Annotated in this window: 20 protein-coding genes and 1 tRNA gene; all 21 read left to right on the top strand. The window is 42.7% G+C overall.

Annotated features, from left to right (window positions below; genetic code table 11):
- The first annotated feature begins 48 nt into the window (after window positions 1–48).
- The 21 genes from nirB to RR876_RS06090 all read left to right on the top strand — a co-directional run bounded on the left by nirB (window position 49) and on the right by RR876_RS06090 (window position 20,730).
- Complete coding sequence (nirB, locus tag RR876_RS06190; RefSeq protein ID WP_332476846.1) at window positions 49–2,595, top strand: nitrite reductase large subunit NirB; 2,547 nt, start codon at window positions 49–51, stop codon at window positions 2,593–2,595.
- Window positions 2,596–2,690: 95 nt separating this feature from the next.
- Window positions 2,691–4,301: a nitrite reductase small subunit NirD gene (gene nirD / locus RR876_RS06185; protein ID WP_332476845.1), complete on the top strand. Its 1,611-nt coding sequence runs from the start codon at window positions 2,691–2,693 to the stop codon at window positions 4,299–4,301.
- Between the two features lie 291 nt (window positions 4,302–4,592).
- Window positions 4,593–7,385, top strand: coding sequence for a molybdopterin-dependent oxidoreductase (locus tag RR876_RS06180; RefSeq protein WP_332476844.1), 2,793 nt, complete (start codon window positions 4,593–4,595; stop codon window positions 7,383–7,385).
- Window positions 7,382–8,008 (top strand): NTP transferase domain-containing protein, encoded by a 627-nt coding sequence (locus RR876_RS06175; protein WP_332476843.1) that lies wholly within the window; start codon window positions 7,382–7,384, stop codon window positions 8,006–8,008. Before RR876_RS06180 ends, RR876_RS06175 begins: the two co-directional genes overlap by 4 nt.
- A 347-nt stretch (window positions 8,009–8,355) precedes the next feature.
- On the top strand, window positions 8,356–9,384 hold the full coding sequence (gene moaA, locus RR876_RS06170; RefSeq protein WP_332476842.1) for a GTP 3',8-cyclase MoaA: 1,029 nt from the start codon (window positions 8,356–8,358) through the stop codon (window positions 9,382–9,384).
- 1 nt (window position 9,385) lies between these two features.
- Complete coding sequence (locus RR876_RS06165; RefSeq protein ID WP_332476841.1) at window positions 9,386–9,652, top strand: MoaD/ThiS family protein; 267 nt, start codon at window positions 9,386–9,388, stop codon at window positions 9,650–9,652.
- A 1-nt stretch (window position 9,653) separates the two neighbouring features.
- Window positions 9,654–10,151 (top strand): molybdenum cofactor biosynthesis protein MoaE, encoded by a 498-nt coding sequence (locus RR876_RS06160; RefSeq protein WP_332476840.1) that lies wholly within the window; start codon window positions 9,654–9,656, stop codon window positions 10,149–10,151.
- A 181-nt stretch (window positions 10,152–10,332) separates the two neighbouring features.
- Window positions 10,333–11,754 (top strand): cysteine--tRNA ligase, encoded by a 1,422-nt coding sequence (cysS, locus tag RR876_RS06155; RefSeq protein ID WP_332476839.1) that lies wholly within the window; start codon window positions 10,333–10,335, stop codon window positions 11,752–11,754.
- Between the two features lie 64 nt (window positions 11,755–11,818).
- Window positions 11,819–11,894 (top strand) — tRNA-Gly (locus RR876_RS06150).
- A gap of 147 nt (window positions 11,895–12,041) precedes the next feature.
- Complete coding sequence (locus RR876_RS06145) at window positions 12,042–12,689, top strand: 2'-5' RNA ligase family protein (RefSeq protein WP_332476838.1); 648 nt, start codon at window positions 12,042–12,044, stop codon at window positions 12,687–12,689.
- Window positions 12,680–13,198: a bifunctional adenosylcobinamide kinase/adenosylcobinamide-phosphate guanylyltransferase gene (gene cobU, locus RR876_RS06140; RefSeq protein WP_332476837.1), complete on the top strand. Its 519-nt coding sequence runs from the start codon at window positions 12,680–12,682 to the stop codon at window positions 13,196–13,198. The genes RR876_RS06145 and cobU overlap by 10 nt, the downstream gene beginning before the upstream one ends.
- On the top strand, window positions 13,195–14,247 hold the full coding sequence (gene cobT / locus RR876_RS06135; RefSeq protein ID WP_332481870.1) for a nicotinate-nucleotide--dimethylbenzimidazole phosphoribosyltransferase: 1,053 nt from the start codon (window positions 13,195–13,197) through the stop codon (window positions 14,245–14,247). Before cobU ends, cobT begins: the two co-directional genes overlap by 4 nt.
- A 2-nt stretch (window positions 14,248–14,249) precedes the next feature.
- A complete protein-coding gene (locus RR876_RS06130; RefSeq protein WP_332476835.1) occupies window positions 14,250–14,852 on the top strand; it encodes a histidine phosphatase family protein in 603 nt (200 codons plus the stop codon).
- A complete protein-coding gene (locus tag RR876_RS06125) occupies window positions 14,852–15,595 on the top strand; it encodes an adenosylcobinamide-GDP ribazoletransferase (protein WP_332476834.1) in 744 nt (247 codons plus the stop codon). Before RR876_RS06130 ends, RR876_RS06125 begins: the two co-directional genes overlap by 1 nt.
- Before the next feature lie 271 nt (window positions 15,596–15,866).
- Window positions 15,867–16,844 carry a KpsF/GutQ family sugar-phosphate isomerase gene (locus RR876_RS06120; protein ID WP_004982125.1) on the top strand — a complete coding sequence of 326 codons (978 nt, stop codon included), beginning with the start codon at window positions 15,867–15,869 and terminating at the stop codon, window positions 16,842–16,844.
- A gap of 3 nt (window positions 16,845–16,847) precedes the next feature.
- Window positions 16,848–17,387 (top strand): HAD-IIIA family hydrolase, encoded by a 540-nt coding sequence (locus RR876_RS06115; protein WP_332476833.1) that lies wholly within the window; start codon window positions 16,848–16,850, stop codon window positions 17,385–17,387.
- 34 nt (window positions 17,388–17,421) lie between these two features.
- Window positions 17,422–17,964, top strand: a complete 543-nt coding sequence (gene lptC, locus RR876_RS06110; RefSeq protein WP_004696345.1) for an LPS export ABC transporter periplasmic protein LptC — start codon at window positions 17,422–17,424, stop codon at window positions 17,962–17,964.
- Window positions 17,954–18,520, top strand: a complete 567-nt coding sequence (gene lptA, locus RR876_RS06105) for a lipopolysaccharide transport periplasmic protein LptA (RefSeq protein WP_004696346.1) — start codon at window positions 17,954–17,956, stop codon at window positions 18,518–18,520. Before lptC ends, lptA begins: the two co-directional genes overlap by 11 nt.
- Window positions 18,520–19,266: an LPS export ABC transporter ATP-binding protein gene (gene lptB, locus RR876_RS06100; RefSeq protein WP_004696348.1), complete on the top strand. Its 747-nt coding sequence runs from the start codon at window positions 18,520–18,522 to the stop codon at window positions 19,264–19,266. The genes lptA and lptB overlap by 1 nt, the downstream gene beginning before the upstream one ends.
- Window positions 19,267–19,529: 263 nt before the next feature.
- The gene (locus RR876_RS06095; RefSeq protein WP_332476832.1) at window positions 19,530–20,126 is read left to right on the top strand and encodes a YigZ family protein; all 597 of its coding nucleotides are present in this window, start codon (window positions 19,530–19,532) and stop codon (window positions 20,124–20,126) included.
- Window positions 20,119–20,730 carry an acyltransferase gene (locus tag RR876_RS06090; protein ID WP_125273462.1) on the top strand — a complete coding sequence of 204 codons (612 nt, stop codon included), beginning with the start codon at window positions 20,119–20,121 and terminating at the stop codon, window positions 20,728–20,730. Before RR876_RS06095 ends, RR876_RS06090 begins: the two co-directional genes overlap by 8 nt.
- Window positions 20,731–20,855: the final 125 nt, after the last annotated feature.

Below are 20,855 nucleotides of genomic sequence, written 5' to 3'. Positions count from 1 at the left end.
AAGCCTCAAGGCTCAGGCAGAACAAATGAAATATTGCGGAGAAAGAATATGAAAATCATCATGATTGGTCATGGCATGGTTGGCCACAAATTTATCGAATCAGTACTCGAACATGTGGGTGATGATGTTGAAATTACCATCTTGGCAGAAGAGCCGCGCTTGGCTTATGACCGCGTACATTTGACTGAATATTTCAGTGGTAAATCAGCAAAGGATTTAACCCTTTGTCGTGCAGATTTTGCTGATGCTTATGGCATAGATTTACGTTTAAACACCAAAGCGGTTGCAATTGATCAAAGCCATAAAACGGTGACGACGAATCATGGTGATGTTCTTAGTTTTGACAAATTAATCTTGGCAACAGGTTCATATGCTTTTGTTCCGCCTATTTCGGGTAATGACCGTGAAAACTGCTTTGTTTATCGAACCATTGAAGACTTAGACGCAATTCGTGCTGCAAGTCTCAATGCGAAATCAGGTGTGGTGATTGGTGGTGGTTTACTGGGCCTAGAAGCCGCTAAGGCGCTACGTGATTTGAACTTAGAAACACATGTAGTTGAGTTTGCACCGCGTCTTATGGCGGTTCAAATTGATGACTTGGGCGGAAAGGTTCTACGTGCAAAAATTGAAAACTTAGGCGTAAAAGTCCATACCCAAAAAGCGACCTCATCGATTGAGGACGGTGCTACGACGAAGCATGTCATGAAATTTGGAGATGGTTCTGAGCTTGAAACTGACATTATTTTGTTCTCAGCGGGTATTCGTCCACGTGATGAGTTGGCGCGTCAAAGTGGTTTAGTGCTTGGAGAGCGTGGCGGGATCATGATTAATGATTATTGCCAAACTTCAAATCCAGATATTTATGCTATTGGTGAATGTGCACTGTGGCAAAACAAAATTTATGGTCTGGTGGCACCGGGCTATGACATGGCACGTATTGCAGCAAAACATGTCACTGAACAAGTTTGTGCTGAATTTGCGGGTGCAGACATGAGCACCAAGTTGAAACTGATGGGTGTTGATGTTGCTTCGGTCGGTGATGCACATGCGATGACACCGAATGCACTCAGTTATTTCTATGCCGACGAAGATACACAAGTTTATAAAAAAATCGTGGTGAACGGCGAAAAAACCAAGTTACTTGGCGCAGTTTTAGTGGGCTGTGCAAAAGAATACAGCGACTTACTACAAATGATGCTGAATGGTTTAGCGCTTCCAGAAAATCCTGAAAGTTTAATCATGCCAGGTTATGCACAATCCTCAAGTAAATCTGGCGGCAGTGGAGTCGATTTACTGCCAGACAGTGCAACCATTTGCTCATGTAATAATGTCTCTAAAGCCGATATTTGCAGTGCGATTGCCGAGGGTTCAACGTCTCTAGGTGCCCTAAAAAAATGTACCAAAGCAGCCACTGCCTGTGGGGGGTGTGCGCCACTGGTCACTCAAGTGCTGAAGTCTGAATTACAACGCCAAGGCGTGACCGTGAATAACCATATTTGTGAGCACTTTGCTTACTCACGTCAAGAGCTGTATCACTTGGTACGGGTCAATGAAATCAAAACTTTTGATGACTTGATTCAACAACATGGTCATGGTTTGGGCTGTGATATTTGTAAGCCAACTACAGCCAATATTTTAGCGTCGTGTTGGAATGACTTTGTTTTGAAACCAAGCCATGCAGGTTTACAAGATAGTAATGATTACTACCTAGGGAATATTCAAAAAGATGGTTCTTATTCTGTAGTTCCACGGATGGCAGGTGGTGAAGTGACGCCTGACGGCTTAATTGCTGTGGGGCAAATTGCTAAAGAATATGGCTTATATACCAAGCTCACTGGTGGGCAACGTGTCGATATGTTTGGCGCGCAAATTCACCAACTTCCTGAAATTTGGGAAAAGCTCATCGCGGCGGGCTTTGAGTCAGGTCATGCTTATGGGAAATCGTTGCGTACAGTGAAGTCTTGTGTCGGCAGTACATGGTGCCGTTATGGCGTTGATGATTCTGTCGGCTTGGCTATTTTCCTAGAGAACCGCTACAAAGGACTGCGCTCACCGCACAAATTAAAAATGGCTGTTTCAGGCTGTACCCGTGAATGTGCCGAAGCGCAAAGTAAAGATGTCGGTGTGATTGCCACTGAAAAAGGCTGGAACCTGTATGTCTGCGGTAATGGCGGGATGAAGCCTCGCCATGCCGAGTTATTGGCTTCGGATCTTGACACCCAAACTTTAATTAAATACATCGACCGATTCTTTATGTTCTATGTGCAAACCGCAGACCGTTTACAACGAACTTCGGTATGGCGCGACAACATGGAAGGTGGTTTAGATTATCTCAAAGATGTGGTTGTGCATGACTCTTTAGGTCTAGCTGCTGAACTGGAACGTCGGATGAGTCATGTGGTGGGGACTTATCAAGATGAATGGCGTACGGCTGTTGAAGACCCAGAAGTACGTAAACGCTTCGTGACTTTCATTAATGCCAAAGCTGAGCAACAACAAGATCCACATATTCAGTTTGCAGAAGTTCGTGGCCAGATTCGTCCTAAAACTGAGGCTGAACGAGACCGTAGCCGTATTCCAGTGGTTGAAGCTTAACAAATTAGGGTATTCAAACTTCTTTCTTCAGCATTCTCTCAACAGCAAAAATAGAGGGACTAAATGAATGAATAAGTTTAAAAAGGATCAAGACGATGACAATTTTAAAAGAAATGAATGAGCTAGATTGGGTTGATGTCTGTGCGCTAGATGATCTAACACCAAATACAGGCGTAGGTGCACTTATTGAACATCAGCAAATTGCTATTTTTCGTGTTGGTGCTGAAAAGCGGGTATATGCCTTGAGCAATCAAGACCCATTTAGCCAAGCTTTTGTGATGTCGCGCGGCATTATTGGTGATTTACAAGGTGAGCGGGTGGTGGCGTCCCCGATTTATAAACAGCATTTTAGCTTGGCGACAGGACGCTGTTTAGAAGATAAAGATCAAAAACTGTTGGTTTTTCCAAGCAAAATTGAAAATGGCCGAGTGTGGATTAGTCCGACACCACAAAAAACCTATATCACCAACACAGGCATATCTCAGGAAAAAATGAAGTTAGTGCTAGTTGGTAATGGTCTAGCGGGGATGCGTTGTTTAGAAGATTTGCTCGACATGGCACCAGAACGTTATGAAGTGACAGTGATTGGTGAAGAACCTTGGGGGAACTACAACCGTATTATGTTATCGCCTGTATTGTCAGGGGATAAAACCATTGACGACATCATGTTGCATCCACATGCATGGTATAGCGACAAAGGAATTCGTTTCATTGCGGGTGATCCTGCGGTACGTATAGACCGTCCTCGTAAGCAGGTCTATACCGAAAAAGGCGAAGTGGTCGATTATGATCGTTTAATTTTAGCGACAGGTTCGAAACCGTTTACTCCTCCAATTGCTGGAGCGGATTTGAAAGGTGTCATTAGTTTCCGAGATATCTATGACATCAACACTATGTTGGATTACTGCAAGACCAAGAAAAACGCCGTGGTAATCGGCGGTGGTTTGTTGGGACTTGAAGCTGCATATGGCCTCAAACAACGCGGGATGAATGTCACAGTTTTACATCTGATGGATCGCATTATGGAGCGCCAACTAGACAGTAAAGCCAGCCAAATGCTACGCCATAGTATTGAACAAAAGGGTATCTCCATTATCACTGAGGCCAATACTGAAGCATTGGTAGGTGTAGATGGTCATGTCACTCAAATTCGCTTGAAAGACGGTACAGTCTTAGCGGCGGATCTTGTGGTTTTTGCAGTCGGTATTCGTCCGAACATGACACTTGCACAAAGTGCAGGACTGCGCTGTAACCGTGGTGTGTTGGTGAATGACACCATGCAGACTTTTGACCCAAGTATTTACGCCGTGGGAGAGTGTATTGAACATCGTAGCCAGACTTTTGGCTTGGTTGAGCCGCTATGGGGACAAGCCTTTATTTGTGCCTCACATTTGGCAGAGCATGGCAGCTTAACGTTCAAAGCACCAACTGTTCCAACACAGTTAAAGGTAAGTGGCTGTGATGTGTTCTCAGCGGGTAATTTTGAACCGAAGGATGACTTTGAAGACATCATTTTAAATGATGAAAAACGTCAGATTTATAAACGCATTATTATTCAAAAGGATAAGGTTGTTGGTGCAGTGTTGTTTGGGGATACTGAAGATGGAGTTTGGTATGCAGAACTTATTTCGGATCAAACTCCAATTTCTTCAATTCGAAATAAATTGTTATTTGGTAAAGATTTTGCATTAAAAAAAGCAGGGTAAAAACTTCCTCTTGAAAGGAGGGGGATAGATTTTCTAATAGTTAATTTGATACGCGGAAACGTCATTCACAACTTGTTTGAGGCAGGGTTACTTATGAAAATTAATGTTTCTGCGAATAAGTTGGGATGAAGGTGGTATGGGACGAGTTTTGTGAATGACAATGGTTTTGCCTACTTTTCCAAAAAGAAAAGTAGGTCGAACCGAAGGTTAATCCTAAATCTAAACACAAAAGAAAAGACGCCGTTGTGAGTGATTCAAAATAAATGAAAGGCAAATAGGAGCGAAGCAGAAATGAATAGTATCCCTGTAATGGAACTGCATAGCTCCACAGAAAAAATGATTACAACCACACAAACCACCTGCCCCTACTGCGGGGTGGGTTGTGGGGTAACAGCAACTGTTGAAGAAACTGCCTTAGGACATAAAGTCTCTGTGGTGGGTGATGCTCAGCATCCATCTAATTTTGGAAAGTTGTGCATTAAAGGCAGTAATTTAGCTGACACGGTAGGTTTAGAAACACGCGTCTTACATCCCATGTTAGGGCGTAAACCGCAACGTGAGGTGAGTACATGGGATACTACAACAGATTTAATCGCCAATAAATTTCAACATTATATCGATCAATATGGGCCTGAAAGTATTGCTTTTTATGTTTCAGGTCAACTGCTGACTGAAGACTATTATGTGGTCAATAAATTTGTTAAAGGCTACTTGGGTACGGCCAATATCGACACCAATTCACGGTTGTGTATGTCTTCAGCCGTTGCTGCGCATAAACGCGCTTTTGGGGAAGATTTAGTCCCAGCCAGTTATAGCGATTTTGAACATACCGATATGGTGGTTTTGGTGGGTTCAAATACCGCATGGTGTCATCCTGTGCTGTATCAACGCATCATGAAAGCCAAAGAGGAGCGAGATCTTTTTGTCGTCGTGATTGACCCGCGTTTTACAGCCACCTGTGAGGCGGCTGACTTACATTTACCGATTTTACCGGGTCAAGATGTTGCGCTGTTCAATGGTCTATTACAGTATTTAGCAACCAATAATTATACCGATACCGATTTTATTGCAAAGCATACTCAAGGCTTAGAGCAGGCGCTGGAAAGCAGTGCTTCTGAAGCATCAATAGCGAGTGTGAGCGAACGGACGGGGATTTCTGTTGAAAAATTAGCACTCTTTTTTGAAAAATTTGCTCAAACTGAAAAAGTGATGAGCTTGTTTTCAATGGGGGTCAACCAATCTTCACGTGGGGTAGACAAAGCCAATAGCATTACCAACTGTCATTTGTTAACTGGCAAAATTGGGAAATTGGGCGCTGCACCTTTTTCGATGACGGGCCAGCCGAATGCAATGGGCGGACGTGAAGTGGGTGGACTTGCCAATATGTTGGCTGCCCATATGGATTTGGATAATCCAAAGCATCAACAATTGGTTCAACAGTTTTGGCATAGTCCAACCATTGCAAAGCAAGTGGGTTTAAAAGCTGTCGACCTTTTTGAAGCGGTCGAAAGCGGTAAAATTAAAGCCATTTGGATTATGGCGACCAATCCTGTGGTGAGTTTACCCAATGCCGATCAGGTGAAACGTGCACTAGAGAAATGCGAGTTTGTGGTGGTGTCGGACATTTGTCTAGATACCGATACCACGCAATATGCCGACGTGTTGCTGCCTGCATTAGGTTGGGGTGAAAAAGACGGCACGGTGACCAATTCTGAACGCCGTATTTCAAGACAGCGTGCTTTTTTAGACATTCCAGAACAAGCACAAGCCGATTGGTGGTCGGTTTCACAAGTGGCGCAAAAGTTAGGTTTTGACGGTTTTGACTTTGAAAGTAGTCATGACATTTTCAAAGAACATGCCCAGCTTTCAGCTTATCAAAATGCAGAGATTGATTTGCGTTCATCGACTGAAACATTCCGCTATTTCAATTTGGCAGGTCTGACGAATCTTTCACTTGACGACTACCAAGAACTTGAACCGACGCAATGGCCTGTGCTTGCACCTTTGAAAAATGGCCAAACCAAGCCAAACACTTTTGCCCAATTATTTAAAGATGGTCAGTTTAGTCACCCAGATGGTAAAGCAAAGTTTATTGCAACAACAGCAGTTGGTGCAGTAAATCCAACCAGCAGTGAATATCCATTGGCGCTGAATACAGGACGCATCCGCGATCAATGGCATACCATGACGCGTACAGGTTTATCAGCCAATTTAAGTACACATAAAGCAGAACCTTATTGTGAAATTCACCCAAATGATGCCCTGAAATATGGTCTGAAAGATGGGGAACTGGTGGAGATCAAATCGGCTTGGGGAAATTGTGTGCTGCGTGCCACAGTCAGTGATAATATCCGTCGTGGACAGATTTTTGCCCCGATTCACTGGAGTGATCAATTCGCATCTGATGCACGGATTGGCAAAGTGGTGAATCCTGTAGTGGATGCGATTTCAGGAGAACCTGAGTTCAAACATACCCCTGTGATGATTCATCCATTTTATACGCAATGGCAGGGCGTATTTTATGTCAGAACGGGCTTTGAACATTTGGTGCAACAAAGCATTGAACAAAGCGTTTGGTGGACAAAAATCAAAACGTCCAAAGCTATTCGTTATGAGCTGGCAGACCGTCGACGTTTTACGGAAACCACGGAACAACTCAAAGCTTTATTGCCTTTTGATGATGAAAGTTTTGAATGGCTCAATGTAGAAGATCAAACCGCCCATATCAGTCATAGTGTGGTGTTACAAGATGGCCACCTTATTGCAAGTCTGTATATTGCGCCCAAAGCGTTATTGCCAGATCGAGACTGGGTGGCAAGTCTGTTTAAGCGCGAACGCTTAAGTGCTATGCATCGGAAGGCTTTATTGGCAGGGCAAGCCATGTCAATGACTAATAGTGATGGCCCACTGGTCTGTAGCTGTTTTAAAGTTGGGAAGAATCGTATTATCGATGTCATTAAAGAAAAAAATATCACCCATGAAAAACAAGTGACTGCATGCTTAAAGGCAGGAGGCAATTGCGGTTCCTGCTTACCTGAAATTCGAGGTCTGATCAAAGCGTGTCAAACGGAGGATGTAGAATGAAAAGAAAAATATTCAAACCCGTGAGCTATCCAGAAACTGAAGTTGTCATTTTGGCGGGTGGTCAGGCGCGCCGTATGAATGGCATCAATAAACTTTTGCAAAAATTTGATGATGAAATTCAACTTATCAAAATTCATCAGCAGTTAAAGTCACGTGCAACCAAGGTATGGGTCAACAGCCATCGTGATCATTCCATTTATGAGCGATTGATTCCGTCGATTGGCTTTTTTGAAGATGAGGCTACAGGCTTTCAAGGGCCCTTGATGGGGATGAAAAGTGCATGGACACATGTGCAATCAGACTATGTGCTGTTCGTACCCTGTGATGTAACTTTTATTCCGAAAAAAGTGTTTTCACGGTTACATCAGGCGATGCAACAAGATCCGAACTGTGGTGTTGTTATTGTAGAAATCAATGACCGTGCACTGTATCCGTTTTGTTTGTTAAAACGGAGCAGTCTACCGACATTGATTCAGTACCTTGAACAAAATCAGCGCAGCTTAAGGCAGTGTTTTGCAGATTTGCACCCACAAGTGGCACGATTTAAAAATCACGCACTGTTTTTTCACAGCATTAACTCGTTGGATGAGTTACAACAGCACCGCCAACTCAATTTTTTATAAATACCTCAGATATTGAAGAGAGGAGGTTTGTGTTGAGAGTAGCAGATGTTGCCATAAACTGATTTGACTGTTTAAATAAAAATCTATAAAAGAACGAAATAAGTATTCATGTTGATATTAAATTTATTATAAAAACAATCATTTGAAATGGTTTTAAGGGAAGGCATTATCTTATATAGATTTTGAACGTATGTAGCAGTGATCACTCATTACGGCGGTGAACTGAAAATACTCAAAATTTAGAAAGTGCACAAAGTTGGAACAGTTATTGCAAAATATACTTCAGAAAATAGGGCGTGAAATATGAACTGCACCCACACCGCTCAAAGGACGCATAGGCAAGACAGATGAACAGCATGACCCATGTATCCGCAGTTAGAGTATTCCAAGATCAGTTTGGACGTGAAAAGCGCAAACTACGAATCTCGGTGACGGATCGTTGTAATTTTAAATGTGTCTATTGCATGCCGGAACATCCCGAGTGGATGAAAAAACACGACTTGCTCAGTTTTGAAGAACTTTATCATTTTTGCAAATTGATGGTGCAGCATGGCATTGAGCAAATTCGTATCACGGGGGGTGAACCGTTGATGCGCCAAGGTGTGGTGCATTTTATCGAACAACTACAAAGCCTAAAAAAACAGGGGCTGAAGCGTATTTCCATGACCACCAATGGTCATTATTTAAAACAATATGCCGTTGCTTTAAAGCAAGCAGGGTTAGATGATTTAAATATTAGTCTAGACAGTCTAGATGCCGAGCAATTTCAACACCTCACCAAGAAACAACTACATACTGTGCTGGAAGGCATTCAGGCTGCACAACAGCTTGGTTTTAATATCAAAGTCAATACCGTGCTGATGAAAGGTATCAATGACGATCAAATTGTTCCTTTGGTGCAGTGGGCAAAGCAGCAAAAGGTAGAACTGCGTTTTATTGAGTTTATGCCTTTGGATGGCGATCAAAATTGGTCGCAAGCCGATGTCGTCACTGAACAAGAGATTTTGTCCCAACTCAGCTCGCAATTTACGGTGCAAGTGCTTGAAGGACAAGGCGCCAATCCAGCACGTAGTTATCGGGTAGATGGTGAGAAGGTTGGGATTATCTCCACCATTAGCAACTCGTTTTGTGGGGAGTGTGATCGACTGCGGTTGAATGCACAGGGTGAGTTTTATAATTGTCTTTTTGCCAAGCAAGGTTTAAATTTAAAGTCAGACATTCAGCAACTTACTCTGCTCAATCAGCACGAACCCTTTGTTTTAGAAAGTAAACTTTCAACTTATGTTTGGCATAAAGAGCAAGGCTTTCATACTATTCAAAAACAGCAGTTGCATCAGCCCGTGCGAAAAATCAGTATGCATATGATTGGAGGTTAGGATGACTCAGGAGTTAAATAACTTGATTAGAGTGAAGATTGAAGCTTTTGGTGCGATTGAACGTCAGTTACCACCCAATTTAACGCTGCAATGCGAGCCTGATTCATCGGTTGCAGCGGTATTAAAGGATATCGTTGCTCAATACCCAGCTGTCCACACGTTATTGGAGCGCTGTGCCTGTGCAATCGGTGAAGACATTGTTCCAAGGCAGACTATTTTAAGTCGAGATTGTACTTTGGTGTTGTTGTCCCCAGTGGCAGGAGGTTGATATGGAATTAAAACAATTTCCGCGGATTCAAACAGTGGTTTTTACCCAAAATGATTTTGATGATATTCAGCATTTTCCTGAATGTGGTGGCATTAGTATATTCATTGGTACGGTGCGGAATCATCACCAAGGTAAAGCTGTAAAAGCATTGAAATATACTGCTTATGCACCTGTCGCTGAAAAAATGATTCGTCAAATTGAACAAGATATCCAATTAAAATATGGTGTGTCCTACGTTCGGGTGGTGCATCGCATTGGTGCTTTAGATATTGGTGCTACTGCGATTGTTGCAATGGCTTACGCTGCGCACCGCCGTGAAGCCTTTCAAGCCTGTGAGGAAGCGGTAGAGCGGGTGAAGCATGAAGTTCCTGTATGGAAAGAGGAATTTTATATGGACGGTACCAGTCAGTATGTCGAAGGTTGCTGTATCCGAACAGATCATGAAACGCCAAAACCTCATAGCCATGAGCATTGCGAGCATGCACATGTTCATCCCTAGCAAAGTGCGTCATGTACTGCCAATAAACCTCTTTAAGATTTGAATAAAGGAAATTTAGTAACAGTTGCGTATGAATGAAAAGTGGCAAGATAATTGAAAGAAAAATCTTCTGAAAACTTTATGAAAAATAATGCTTAGGTTAAGATGATCCATTCTTATATTTGAAGTCTTTTGAATCGCTATGCAACCATTTGTTCTATATAACTCAGAGCAACGCAAAAAAGTAGAATTCGTACCTCGTGTTGAGGGGCATATTGATATGTATGTCTGCGGTATGACGGTGTATGACTACTGTCATATTGGACATGCGCGCGTGATGGTTGCATTTGACTATATTATTCGCTTCCTGCGTAGCCAAGGTTGGAGCGTTAAATATGTACGTAACATTACCGACATTGACGACAAAATCATTAAACGTGCCAATGAAAATGGCGAGTCGATTACTCAACTGACAGACCGCTTTATTCAAGCTATGAATGAAGATGCTGAAAATCTAGGCTGCCTACATCCAGATGAAGCACCGCGTGCAACGGATTATATTGATCAAATGCAAAGCATGATTGGTAATCTGGTTGAAAAGGGTACAGCTTATCCATCTGCCAATGGTGATGTGTATTTCCAAGTGGAAAAATTCGCTAAATATGGTCGTCTTTCAGGACGTAAACTGGAAGATATGCAAGCGGGTGCATCTGAACGTGTCGATGTTGAAGTTGAGAAAAAACATCCCTTTGACTTTGTACTTTGGAAACATGCCAAAGAAAATGAACCTGCATGGGCTTCCCCGTGGGGCAAAGGTCGTCCGGGCTGGCATATTGAATGTTCTGCAATGTCGACATGCTGCCTAGGGAACCATTTTGACATTCATGGCGGCGGTTCAGACTTGATGTTCCCGCACCATGAAAATGAAATTGCACAGTCAGAGGCTTCAACTGGCGAGCAGTATGTCAACTACTGGATGCATGTCGGTTTCATCAACGTTGATGGCGAGAAAATGTCGAAGTCATTGGGCAATTTCTTTACCATTCGTGATGTGATGGATAAGTTCCATCCTGAAGTGATTCGTTACTTCATTGTGTCATCACACTATCGTAGCCCTGTGAACTTCTCTGATGTTGCTTTAAAAGAAGCAAAAACAGCGCTGTCACGTTTCTATCATTCATTTAAAGCTTATCAACAAGCCTATGGCGATACACAAGTCGATACCTTAGATGAAACATTGCTTGAGCGTTTCAACAGTGCCATGCGTGATGACTTCAATACCGCTGAAGCCATTGCGGTATTGTTTGAAGTGAACAAAGAATTGAACCGTGCCGTGAAAGAGCAACAAGCGAAACAAGCGGCGATTTACTATGCAACTTTACGTCATTTAACCAATATTTTAGGTTTGGTTCAGCACAATGTTGAAGAGTTCTTAAAGTCTGATATTGGGCAAGAGGCTTTGGCTTTGTCTGAAGAACAAATTGAAGATTTGATTCAACAACGTCAAGATGCGAAAAAAGCCAAAGAGTTTGCCAAAGCGGATGGAATTCGTCAGTCCTTGTTGGATCAGGGCGTTGTTTTGGAAGACACTCGCCAAGGGACAATCTGGCGCCGTGCTGATTAATTCAGCAATTGCATTATAGAGTGTTGACAGTTTGATGAAACTCTCTATAATGCACATCCATATTGCGGGAATAGCTCAGTTGGTAGAGCACAACCTTGCCAAGGTTGGGGTCGCGAGTTCGAGTCTCGTTTCCCGCTCCAAAATTTAAAAAGCCTCAAGTTCAACTTGGGGTTTTTTTATGTCTGTAATTTGAGTGTGTTGAAAATAATTCATTTAAATGTGAAATTATCTCGGTGTTTCAGCCCATAATTTTGACAAAAATATGCTTAAATTATTCATCCTAATTTGTGAATAAAATTTTGTTTCTTCAACCCCATAGCACTGTAGTACCGACCGAAGTTCGAGACTATCCTGAATGGCATTTGGGACGAGAGCGCTATGCACTTTGGTATATTGAAGTGGATGATCCCGTTTTGATCAGCTATTTAACAAAGCTTCGTGAGCAGTTTTTAGATCTACTTTATCAACCAAACCAACGGCAGTTTCATATCACCTTATTTGTTGCAGGTTTTTGGGTTGAACAGGCAACACAGTCGGATGACTTTAGTCGAGTGCAACTGAATCAGCAGCTTGAACGCCTTAAAAATTTAAAGCTAGAAACTTTTCAGTTACAGATGGGTGAATTAAATAGTTTTGAAAGTGCCTTATTTTTAAAAGTGGATGATACCGCAGGCGTGTTGGATAAAATTAGAAAAACATTGCTGCAAACCTCGCAGGAAGTCGCGGCATTAAGTTATTGTCCACATATTACATTAGGTCTATACCGTGAAGCAGTGTGCAGTGATCATGTATTGACACGTATGGCTGAAATTGAAGCTATCAAGTATAGCTTAAATATCTCAAAGCTCACGTTTGGGTTTTATCAGGCACATGTCCTACAAGGGCCATTGGTTTCACATGCACAAATTGAGTTGGGGAGTGCGCAATGCAGCTGATTTTAGGTGGTGCACGTTCGGGGAAAAGCCGCTTGGCGGAGCAAATTGCACAACAGTTGGCGCAGCCTGTGGTTTATGTGGCAACTGCACAAGCCTTGGATGGGGAGATGCAAGCGCGTATTCAACACCATCAGCAACAACGACCCGAAGATTGGGGACTGTGTGAGGAACCCATTTATCTTGCAGCGCAGTTGGTCAAATTAGATCGCTCAAACCAAACCATTTTGGTCGATTGTCTGACTTTATGGATGAGTAATTTACTGATGCATACTGACCCAGATTTGCAAGTTCAAGAATGCCAGAAGTTGTTAGATGTTGTAGGAAGTTTACAGTCCGAGCTAATTTTAGTGAGCAATGAAACAGGCTTAGGTGTGGTTCCAATGGGACAAATCAGCCGTCGCTTTGTCGATGAAACAGGGCGGTTGCATCAGCAGTTAGGTCAAATTGCTCAAAAAGTGGTGTTCTGCGTAGCAGGATTTCCAATGATTTTAAAAGGAGAACAAGTGTGAGTTGGTGGTTAGAAGCATGTCAAAGTCCGAGTGAGTCTGTATTGGCTCAAGCCCTAGCACGCCAGTCACAGTTGACTAAGCCAACGGGATCGTTGTCGGAGCTTGAATCGGTTGCAGTGACCTTAGCCAGTTTGCAAAACACTGTACAACCCAAGATTGACCACCCATGGATTACGATTTTTGCAGGTGATCATGGGGTGATGGAAGAAAATATTTCTGCCTATCCACAAGCGGTGACACGTCAAATGTTGCAGAACTTCGCAACTGGCGGGGCGTGTATTAGTGTGATTGCCAAAGAGTATCAAGCCAAGTTACAAGTCATCGACTGTGGTTCGGTCGGTGAAGCTTATGAATATGTCGGGGTTGAACGCCACTGCATCCGTGCTGGGACGGCGAACTTTGCTCAAACTCAAGCCATGACTCAAGCTGAATGTGAAGCTGCTTTTGCTTTGGGGCAAAAAAGTGTGGAAGATGCCATCGCTTATGGGGCAGATATCTATGTTGCGGGTGAGATGGGCATTGGAAATACCTGTTCAGCCTCAGCTGTCGCTTGTTTTTTATTGGCTGAACCCGCTGAAAAGTTAACAGGTGTTGGAACGGGTATCCGTACTGAACAATTGATACATAAAAAACAGGTGATTGATCAAGCACTTTCACTCCATGCCCAATATGTCGGGAACGATCCATTTAAAGCCTTATGTGCAGTGGGTGGACTTGAAATTGCAGCCATGACAGCTGCGTATATTCGCTGTGCGCAATTGGGTCTACCGATAGTGGTGGATGGGTTTATCAGTACTGTTTCGGCATTGCTCGCAGTATGCTTAAATCCACAGGTTCGTGCTTGGATGCTCTTTGGGCATCAGTCGGCTGAATATGGTCATGTCCGTTTGTTAGAAGAACTTAAAGCGATGCCTTTATTGAAGCTGAATCTGCGTTTAGGTGAAGGCAGTGGAGCAGGAGCTGCACTGGGGTTGATCAAGCTAGCCTGCCGCTTACACAATGAGATGGCAACATTTGCTGAAGCAGCAGTGATTGGTGAGAAAGTTTAGAGATGTTGTATTTAGATTTTCTGCGCCACGGCGAAACCAGCTTAAGTCATACCCTACGGGGTAAAACGGACGATGCTTTGACGGAGAAAGGATGGATGCAAATGCAGTCTACTATCGCTCAGGCTGAGCAGGTTAGTCAGGCGTGGGATGTCATTTATAGCTCACCATTACAGCGCTGCCGTTTGTTTGCAGAGCAATGGGCGGGGCAAACACAGCTTCCTTTATTTATAGAACCGAATTTGCAAGAAATGGATTTTGGGGAATGGGAGGCTCAGTCGACTGAGCGACTCTATCAACTCTACCCAGATGAATTGGCTCAATTTTGGCAAACACCGTTAAGCTTTACCCCGCCTCAGGCAGAAAGCTTATTGACATTTAAAAGTCGTGTTCTAGAGTCTGTAGAGACGTTAACCCAGCAAATGCATGTGCAAGGCTGGCAACGGGCGTTGATTATTTCCCATGGTGGCGTAATCAAATTATTAAAATGCCAAGCGCTGAAGCAAAATGATAACGATCTTTTAAAAATGTCTGCGGAGTTGGGGCAGTTGAACAGCTTTGTATTCGATCAAGGGCAACTTCAGGTTATTCAAAGTGAGGGCGCGTAATGACGCCTTTTTGGATTGCACTGCAGTTTTTAACGATGTTTCCAGTTCGTTTAAGCACAATGCCAGCACCTCAGCAAAATGCGCAAGCACTGTTATTTTATCCTGTGGTGGGCTTGCTCATAGGCGGCATTCTGTATGGGATTGTCCTGTTATTGCATGCTTTGCCACTTGTGCTGTTAAGCAGTGTGGTTCTGGTGCTATGGATTTGGCTGACGGGTGGTTTACATCTGGATGGTTTAGCCGACACCGCAGATGCTTGGGTCGGTGGTTTTGGCGATAAAGCGCGTACACTTGAGATCATGAAAGATCCGAGTTGTGGGCCTATAGGTGTACTCAGTCTTGTTATTGTGTGCATATTAAAATGGTCAGCATTGTATGTTTTATTGCAGCAGCAGTGCTATATCGTACTCATTCTATTTCCTGTCTTAGGGCGTCTCGTGCCGCTATTTTTCTTTTTAAGTACAGACTATGTGCGTGCTAAAGGACTCGGCAGCCAATTGAGCCAACATTTAGCACGACCAATCGCAATAGCAATTTTACTGCTTACGCCTTTGGTGGCTTTGTATTGGGCATGGATTGGTGCTGTGGTGATTGCCACTTTTTATATTGTACTGTGGTATTTACGGTATAAATTTATACAGCGTATTGGCGGTGTGACGGGAGATACCATTGGTGCAAGCATTGAAATAATTGAATTAGCGACATTGTTTAGTTTTGTGATAGCTACTTTTTATTTCACTTAAGTTACGGAATAAATAAGAGCCTCTTAGTGTGAAAGGTGTGCAGTCATACGTGGCCGAAAGAAAAAATAATAAAAAGGTAACGAGCTATATGCACTTGAAACAAAGGTCTTCCATCATCAGCAAAACACATTTGTAGATATGTTGTGAAAATCCAAAGATTTCCGCGCTAGTTGTCTACAGAGATATGATAAAATTGCGAAAATTATTTTTTATGTGCTGACGTTTCATTTCGTCACACGGTTCAGGTAAAACAACGTTGAATTCTGAAAATATGTCAAATCCCATTGATTTCCAAAAAGTTGCTTTAGAAACACTAGAGATAGAGCGTCAGGCACTCTCGGTACTTGCTAAGCAAATCGATGATCGTTTTAGCCGTGCTTGTGAAATTATCTTAAAGTGCAAAGGTCGCTTAGTCATTACTGGCATGGGTAAATCAGGGCATATTGGCCGAAAAATGGCAGCCACCTTTGCCTCTACAGGTACGCCATCATTCTTTATGCACCCAGGTGAAGCGGGGCATGGTGATTTGGGGATGTTGGTTGCAGGTGATGTGCTGATTGCGATTTCAAACTCAGGCAAGAGTGATGAAATCATGATGCTGATGCCTTTGATCAAATATTTGGGTGTGCCTTTAATTACAATCAGTGGTGATGAGCGTGGGCCGATGCCACAAAATGCTGATGTGGCGCTAACGTTAGGTAATATCCAAGAAGCGTGTCCATTAGGTCTAGCACCAACATCGAGTACAACGGCGACTTTAGCTTTGGGTGATGCATTGGCTGTTGCACTGTTAGATGCACGCGGGTTTACTTCCGATGACTTTGCACGCTCGCATCCTGCGGGTGCTTTGGGTAAACGCTTGTTATTACATGTGAAGCATTTAATGCACACTGGAGACGAACTACCGAAAGTGTCTCCAGATACAGCAATGAACAAAGTTCTGTACGAAATCTCTAACAAACGCCTAGGTTTGACCACAATTGTGGATGACAATGATCATCTATTAGGAATTTTTACTGATGGTGACTTACGCCGTTTGATTGATAAACAGCAAGGTTTTGATGTGAACTTAGCGGTGTCTGATGTGATGATTAAGAGCCCGCTCACCATTTCACCTGAAGCGCGTGCTGTTGAAGCATTAGAGCGAATGAATGAAAAGAAAATTAACCAATTTGTTGTCGTTGATGAGAGCAATAAAGTCATTGGTGTTTTGAGTATGCATGACCTGATTCAAGCTGGGGTAAATTAAAAAATGGCTTCTTATATTTTGTTAGAACAAGCGCGTTATGTAGAAGCTCTAGTTTTGGATGTCGATGGTATTTTAAGTGATGGTTTTGTGACTTTGACCAACTCGGGAGACGAAATCAAATCTTTTGATATCCGTGATGGTCTAGGCATGAAACTGGTTCAGCAAGCTGGTGTGAAAGTGATTATTATCACGGGTCGTAAAAGTCAGATTGTAGAAAAACGCATGTCTGATTTGGGTGTGGACCTTGTCTATCAAGGCCGTGAAGACAAAGGTGTTGCACTGCGCGAGGCTTGTGCAAAATTTGATATTTCACCAGAAGACTGTTTATACATGGGTGATGACTGGCCTGACCTATCTGCATTTGCTATTGCAGGCATGAAAGTAACCGTGCCAAATGGTCATTTAGAAGTGCGTCGTCGTGCCGATTTGGTGACTCAAGCGATGGGTGGACGTGGCGCGGTACGCGAAATCTGCGATATGATTTTACAAGCCAAAGGCGTATACGAAACTTTACTTGAAAAGTACACCGCAGTCCCGCATTAATCTGTATGCATGCATGAGAGTTTAGTTAACATTTATGGATACTAAAGTTTTATATATCACTGCTGTAGCCATTGCAGCTATCAGTAGTGGTTATTACTATTACAGCGGAAAAGGGCAAAAGCTCGAGGTCGATGGTGCGCAAAGCATGACCTATTCTGCTGAGCAGATCCAACTGACTCAAACAGATGAGCAGGGTAATTTATACGTCCGCGCAAAAGTAGATCGTCTTGAGCAGGACATGCAAAAGAAGACCTCTAAGTTAGAGAACTTAAATGCTGAGATGTATAAAGATGGAAAAGTGGATGCGACTTTCTATGCCAAGCAAGCCAATGGGATCAATGACAACGAAAAAGTCGTTCTGACAAACCAAGTGGTTGCAAAGAAAATGTTGGATCAAGGTCAGATGCAGTTTGAGACCGCAGAACTGACTGCGTTTCCACAGACGCGTGAACTTGAATCTCAACATCAAGTGGTTGTTACGACACCACAAGCCGAATTTGTTAGTCAGGGCTTAAAAGCGAATTTAAATACGGGTCAATATGACTTTTTCCATATTCGAGGAAAGTATGAACCATAATCCAAAATTTTCTATTTCGAAAACTTTCCTCAAGCAGACTCTTGCACTGAGTTTAGGTGTGGCTGTTTCAACTTTTGCTTTGGCACTGCCAAGTGACCGTAGTAAAGCAATTTCGTTGGTGGCGGATCGTGCAACTTTTAATGAAAAAACGGGTGTAACGACGTACACCGGCAATGTCATCATTGAACAGGGCACGATGAAACTACAAGCGGATTCGATTGTTGCCAATTTAAATCAAACCCGTCAAATTAGCACCATTACGGCCAATGGTAAGCCTGCGCGTTTCCAGCAGCAAGTCAGTACCAATAAAGGCATTGCCAAAGGTCAGGCGCAAAAAATTATTTATAATGCAGAAACAGGCATTATTACCTTATCGGGAAGTGCACTTTTAGAACAAGATGGTGCCAGTATTCGCGGTAATACATTGCGTTATAGTATGAATAAAGGGGATATCGAAGCGATTGGCACACCAAATAACAGTGGTTCGTCGAGCGGTCGTGTTCAAATTGTGATTCCACCTTCAGGTTCTCAATCCTTCCCGGGAGCGCGTGACTAATGGAGCAAACTCTCAATCAGCCACAAACCCTATGTATTAAGCATCTTGCGAAAAACTACAGTAAGCGTTGGGTAGTGAAAGATGTATCTTTTAGCATGCAAAGCGGACAAATTGTAGGTTTACTTGGTCCCAATGGTGCAGGGAAAACCACCAGCTTCTATATGGTGGTTGGACTGGTGCGTATGGATAAAGGTGAAATTCATCTTGATGACCTAGACATGTCTGATTTGGCCATGCATGAACGTGCGCGTAAAGGCATTGGTTACTTACCTCAAGAAGCCTCAATTTTTAGAAAACTCACCATTTCTGAAAATATTATGTCGATTTTGGAAACGCGCAAAGACCTGAACAAAGAACAACGTAAACAGCGTCTGCATGAGTTGCTGGCCGATTTCAAAATTAGCCATATTAAAGATTCATTGGGTATGAGTGTGTCTGGTGGTGAACGTCGTCGTGCTGAAATTGCACGTGCACTGGCAGCCGATCCAAAATTTATGTTGCTCGATGAACCTTTTGCTGGGGTTGACCCAATTTCAGTAGGGGACATTAAAGATATTATTCGTACTCTAAAAGACCGTGGTATTGGCGTTCTCATTACGGACCATAACGTTCGTGAGACTTTGGCGATTTGTGAACGTGCTTATATCGTGAGTGAGGGTGCGGTGATTGCTGAAGGTTCTCCAGATGAAATCTTAGCCAATGAAACCGTGCGTCAAGTTTACCTTGGTGACGACTTCACTGTATAAGATTGTTCTGCGCCAATGAAAATAATTGGCGCAGATATCCCTCTCATATTTTTAATCCATCGCTTTGCATTGAATTAAGAATAGGGCATTCCTTTATATTCAAACTGCGCGCTCTACTATCCTTTTGAAATTGCTTTTTTTAGCATGCTACATAGTATGCATATCTCTTAATTTCGTGTGGGCTTAAAGCGAAAAGCTATTTTCATACGATAGCTGATTGAAAATACGTTATAATTTTTTGTGAAATTTTTAAAAATTATGCTATGCCATTTACCATCTCTAGTTTAGTGAGCTATGAAGAAGACATTAAAAAAAGTCGTTTTCAAGCTTTTGCTGTGCCTGTAGAAAATGAACAAGTTGTTAAAGATTTCCTAGAGCAGTATAAAGATATCAGCACCACGCATCAGTGCTGGGCATGGAAAATTGGTCACAATGTTCGTTTTAATGATGACGGTGAACCCTCAGGTACTGCAGGTCGTCCTATTTTAGCGGCCATTGAAGGCAATGAACTAACCAATATTTTGGTTTTAGTCAATCGTTGGTATGGTGGCGTCAAGTTAGGCACAGGCGGGCTGGTACGTGCTTATGGTGGAACAGCAGGTCAGTGTTTACTGTTGGCTGAAAAAATAGAACTCATTGAGAAGAAAAAAGTGCATTTTGCCTGCCAATTTAATGAATGGGCAATTTTCCAGTACGAGCTGAATAGCCAGCAGATTGAGTTTAATGAGCAATATACTGCTGATGGCGTACTTGTAGAAGCATTATTACAAGTGCATCAGATTGAAGCGCTCAGACTTAAAATACAAGACGTAACCCGTGGGCGTGAAGCGTTAAAAATTGTGGATGACCATCATGACTGATCCCTTATTAAAATATCGTGAGCAGCATAAGCATCGCTTAAACTATATGCCCTGGTTATATTGGTCACTCAAGCCTAAAAACCGTGTGTGGGCTGAAGCATGGCAGCAAGAATACCAAGCTTATCTAATGGAAATGGAAACCGTTGAAATTGGTCAAAACTGTTTTATTTCTCCATTGGCACACATATTTGCAGAGCCTGGTCGTAAAATTGTCATTGGGGACAACACTTTTATTGCTGCCGATTGTACTTTGCATGGGCCTTTAGAGATTGGCAGCGAAGTCGCGATCAACCATCATTGTATTTTAGATGGTGGTCGTGTGGGGATTAAGTTACATGATCAAGTGCGTATTGCGGCTTATTGTCACTTATATGCCTTTGATCATGGCATGGCGCTCAGTGATCCGATTTATCAACAACCTGTGCGTTCACAAGGGATAGAAATTGGTCGGGATGTTTGGTTAGGTGCACATGTGGGCGTGAAAGATGGGGTGAAAATTGGTGCACATGCTGTGGTGGGGATGAATAGCATGGTGACCAAAGATATCGCTGAGCAATCGATTGTTGCTGGCAATCCTGCTCAGTTTATTCGTTTACGTGATTAAGATATCAAAGAATATTGAACATTTATCAATACTTAATTACATAAAAACCTGCCATCAAAAAAAAAGATATGCTAAGTTTAGAACAACAATGAGACCTTATACCAAATGCGGTGTAATGAGAGGCG

The sequence above is a fragment of the Acinetobacter sp. genome (assembly GCF_036666595.1).
Taxonomy (GTDB): domain Bacteria; phylum Pseudomonadota; class Gammaproteobacteria; order Pseudomonadales; family Moraxellaceae; genus Acinetobacter.
The sequence above is the reverse complement of the archived record's forward strand: the minus strand, read 5'-3'. Positions and strand labels throughout refer to the sequence as shown.

Coding starts and splice junctions, on each gene's coding strand:
- RR876_RS06115 (WP_332476833.1), top strand. CDS start 16,848: ATGGCTTCTTATATTTTGTTAGAACAAGCGCGTTATGTAGAAGCTCTA.
- RR876_RS06120 (WP_004982125.1), top strand. CDS start 15,867: ATGTCAAATCCCATTGATTTCCAAAAAGTTGCTTTAGAAACACTAGAG.
- nirD (WP_332476845.1), top strand. CDS start 2,691: ATGACAATTTTAAAAGAAATGAATGAGCTAGATTGGGTTGATGTCTGT.
- RR876_RS06165 (WP_332476841.1), top strand. CDS start 9,386: ATGACTCAGGAGTTAAATAACTTGATTAGAGTGAAGATTGAAGCTTTT.
- lptB (WP_004696348.1), top strand. CDS start 18,520: ATGGAGCAAACTCTCAATCAGCCACAAACCCTATGTATTAAGCATCTT.
- lptC (WP_004696345.1), top strand. CDS start 17,422: ATGGATACTAAAGTTTTATATATCACTGCTGTAGCCATTGCAGCTATC.
- RR876_RS06130 (WP_332476835.1), top strand. CDS start 14,250: ATGTTGTATTTAGATTTTCTGCGCCACGGCGAAACCAGCTTAAGTCAT.
- nirB (WP_332476846.1), top strand. CDS start 49: ATGAAAATCATCATGATTGGTCATGGCATGGTTGGCCACAAATTTATC.
- RR876_RS06095 (WP_332476832.1), top strand. CDS start 19,530: ATGCCATTTACCATCTCTAGTTTAGTGAGCTATGAAGAAGACATTAAA.
- cobU (WP_332476837.1), top strand. CDS start 12,680: ATGCAGCTGATTTTAGGTGGTGCACGTTCGGGGAAAAGCCGCTTGGCG.
- RR876_RS06180 (WP_332476844.1), top strand. CDS start 4,593: ATGAATAGTATCCCTGTAATGGAACTGCATAGCTCCACAGAAAAAATG.
- RR876_RS06175 (WP_332476843.1), top strand. CDS start 7,382: ATGAAAAGAAAAATATTCAAACCCGTGAGCTATCCAGAAACTGAAGTT.
- RR876_RS06160 (WP_332476840.1), top strand. CDS start 9,654: ATGGAATTAAAACAATTTCCGCGGATTCAAACAGTGGTTTTTACCCAA.
- lptA (WP_004696346.1), top strand. CDS start 17,954: ATGAACCATAATCCAAAATTTTCTATTTCGAAAACTTTCCTCAAGCAG.
- cysS (WP_332476839.1), top strand. CDS start 10,333: ATGCAACCATTTGTTCTATATAACTCAGAGCAACGCAAAAAAGTAGAA.
- RR876_RS06125 (WP_332476834.1), top strand. CDS start 14,852: ATGACGCCTTTTTGGATTGCACTGCAGTTTTTAACGATGTTTCCAGTT.
- moaA (WP_332476842.1), top strand. CDS start 8,356: ATGAACAGCATGACCCATGTATCCGCAGTTAGAGTATTCCAAGATCAG.
- RR876_RS06090 (WP_125273462.1), top strand. CDS start 20,119: ATGACTGATCCCTTATTAAAATATCGTGAGCAGCATAAGCATCGCTTA.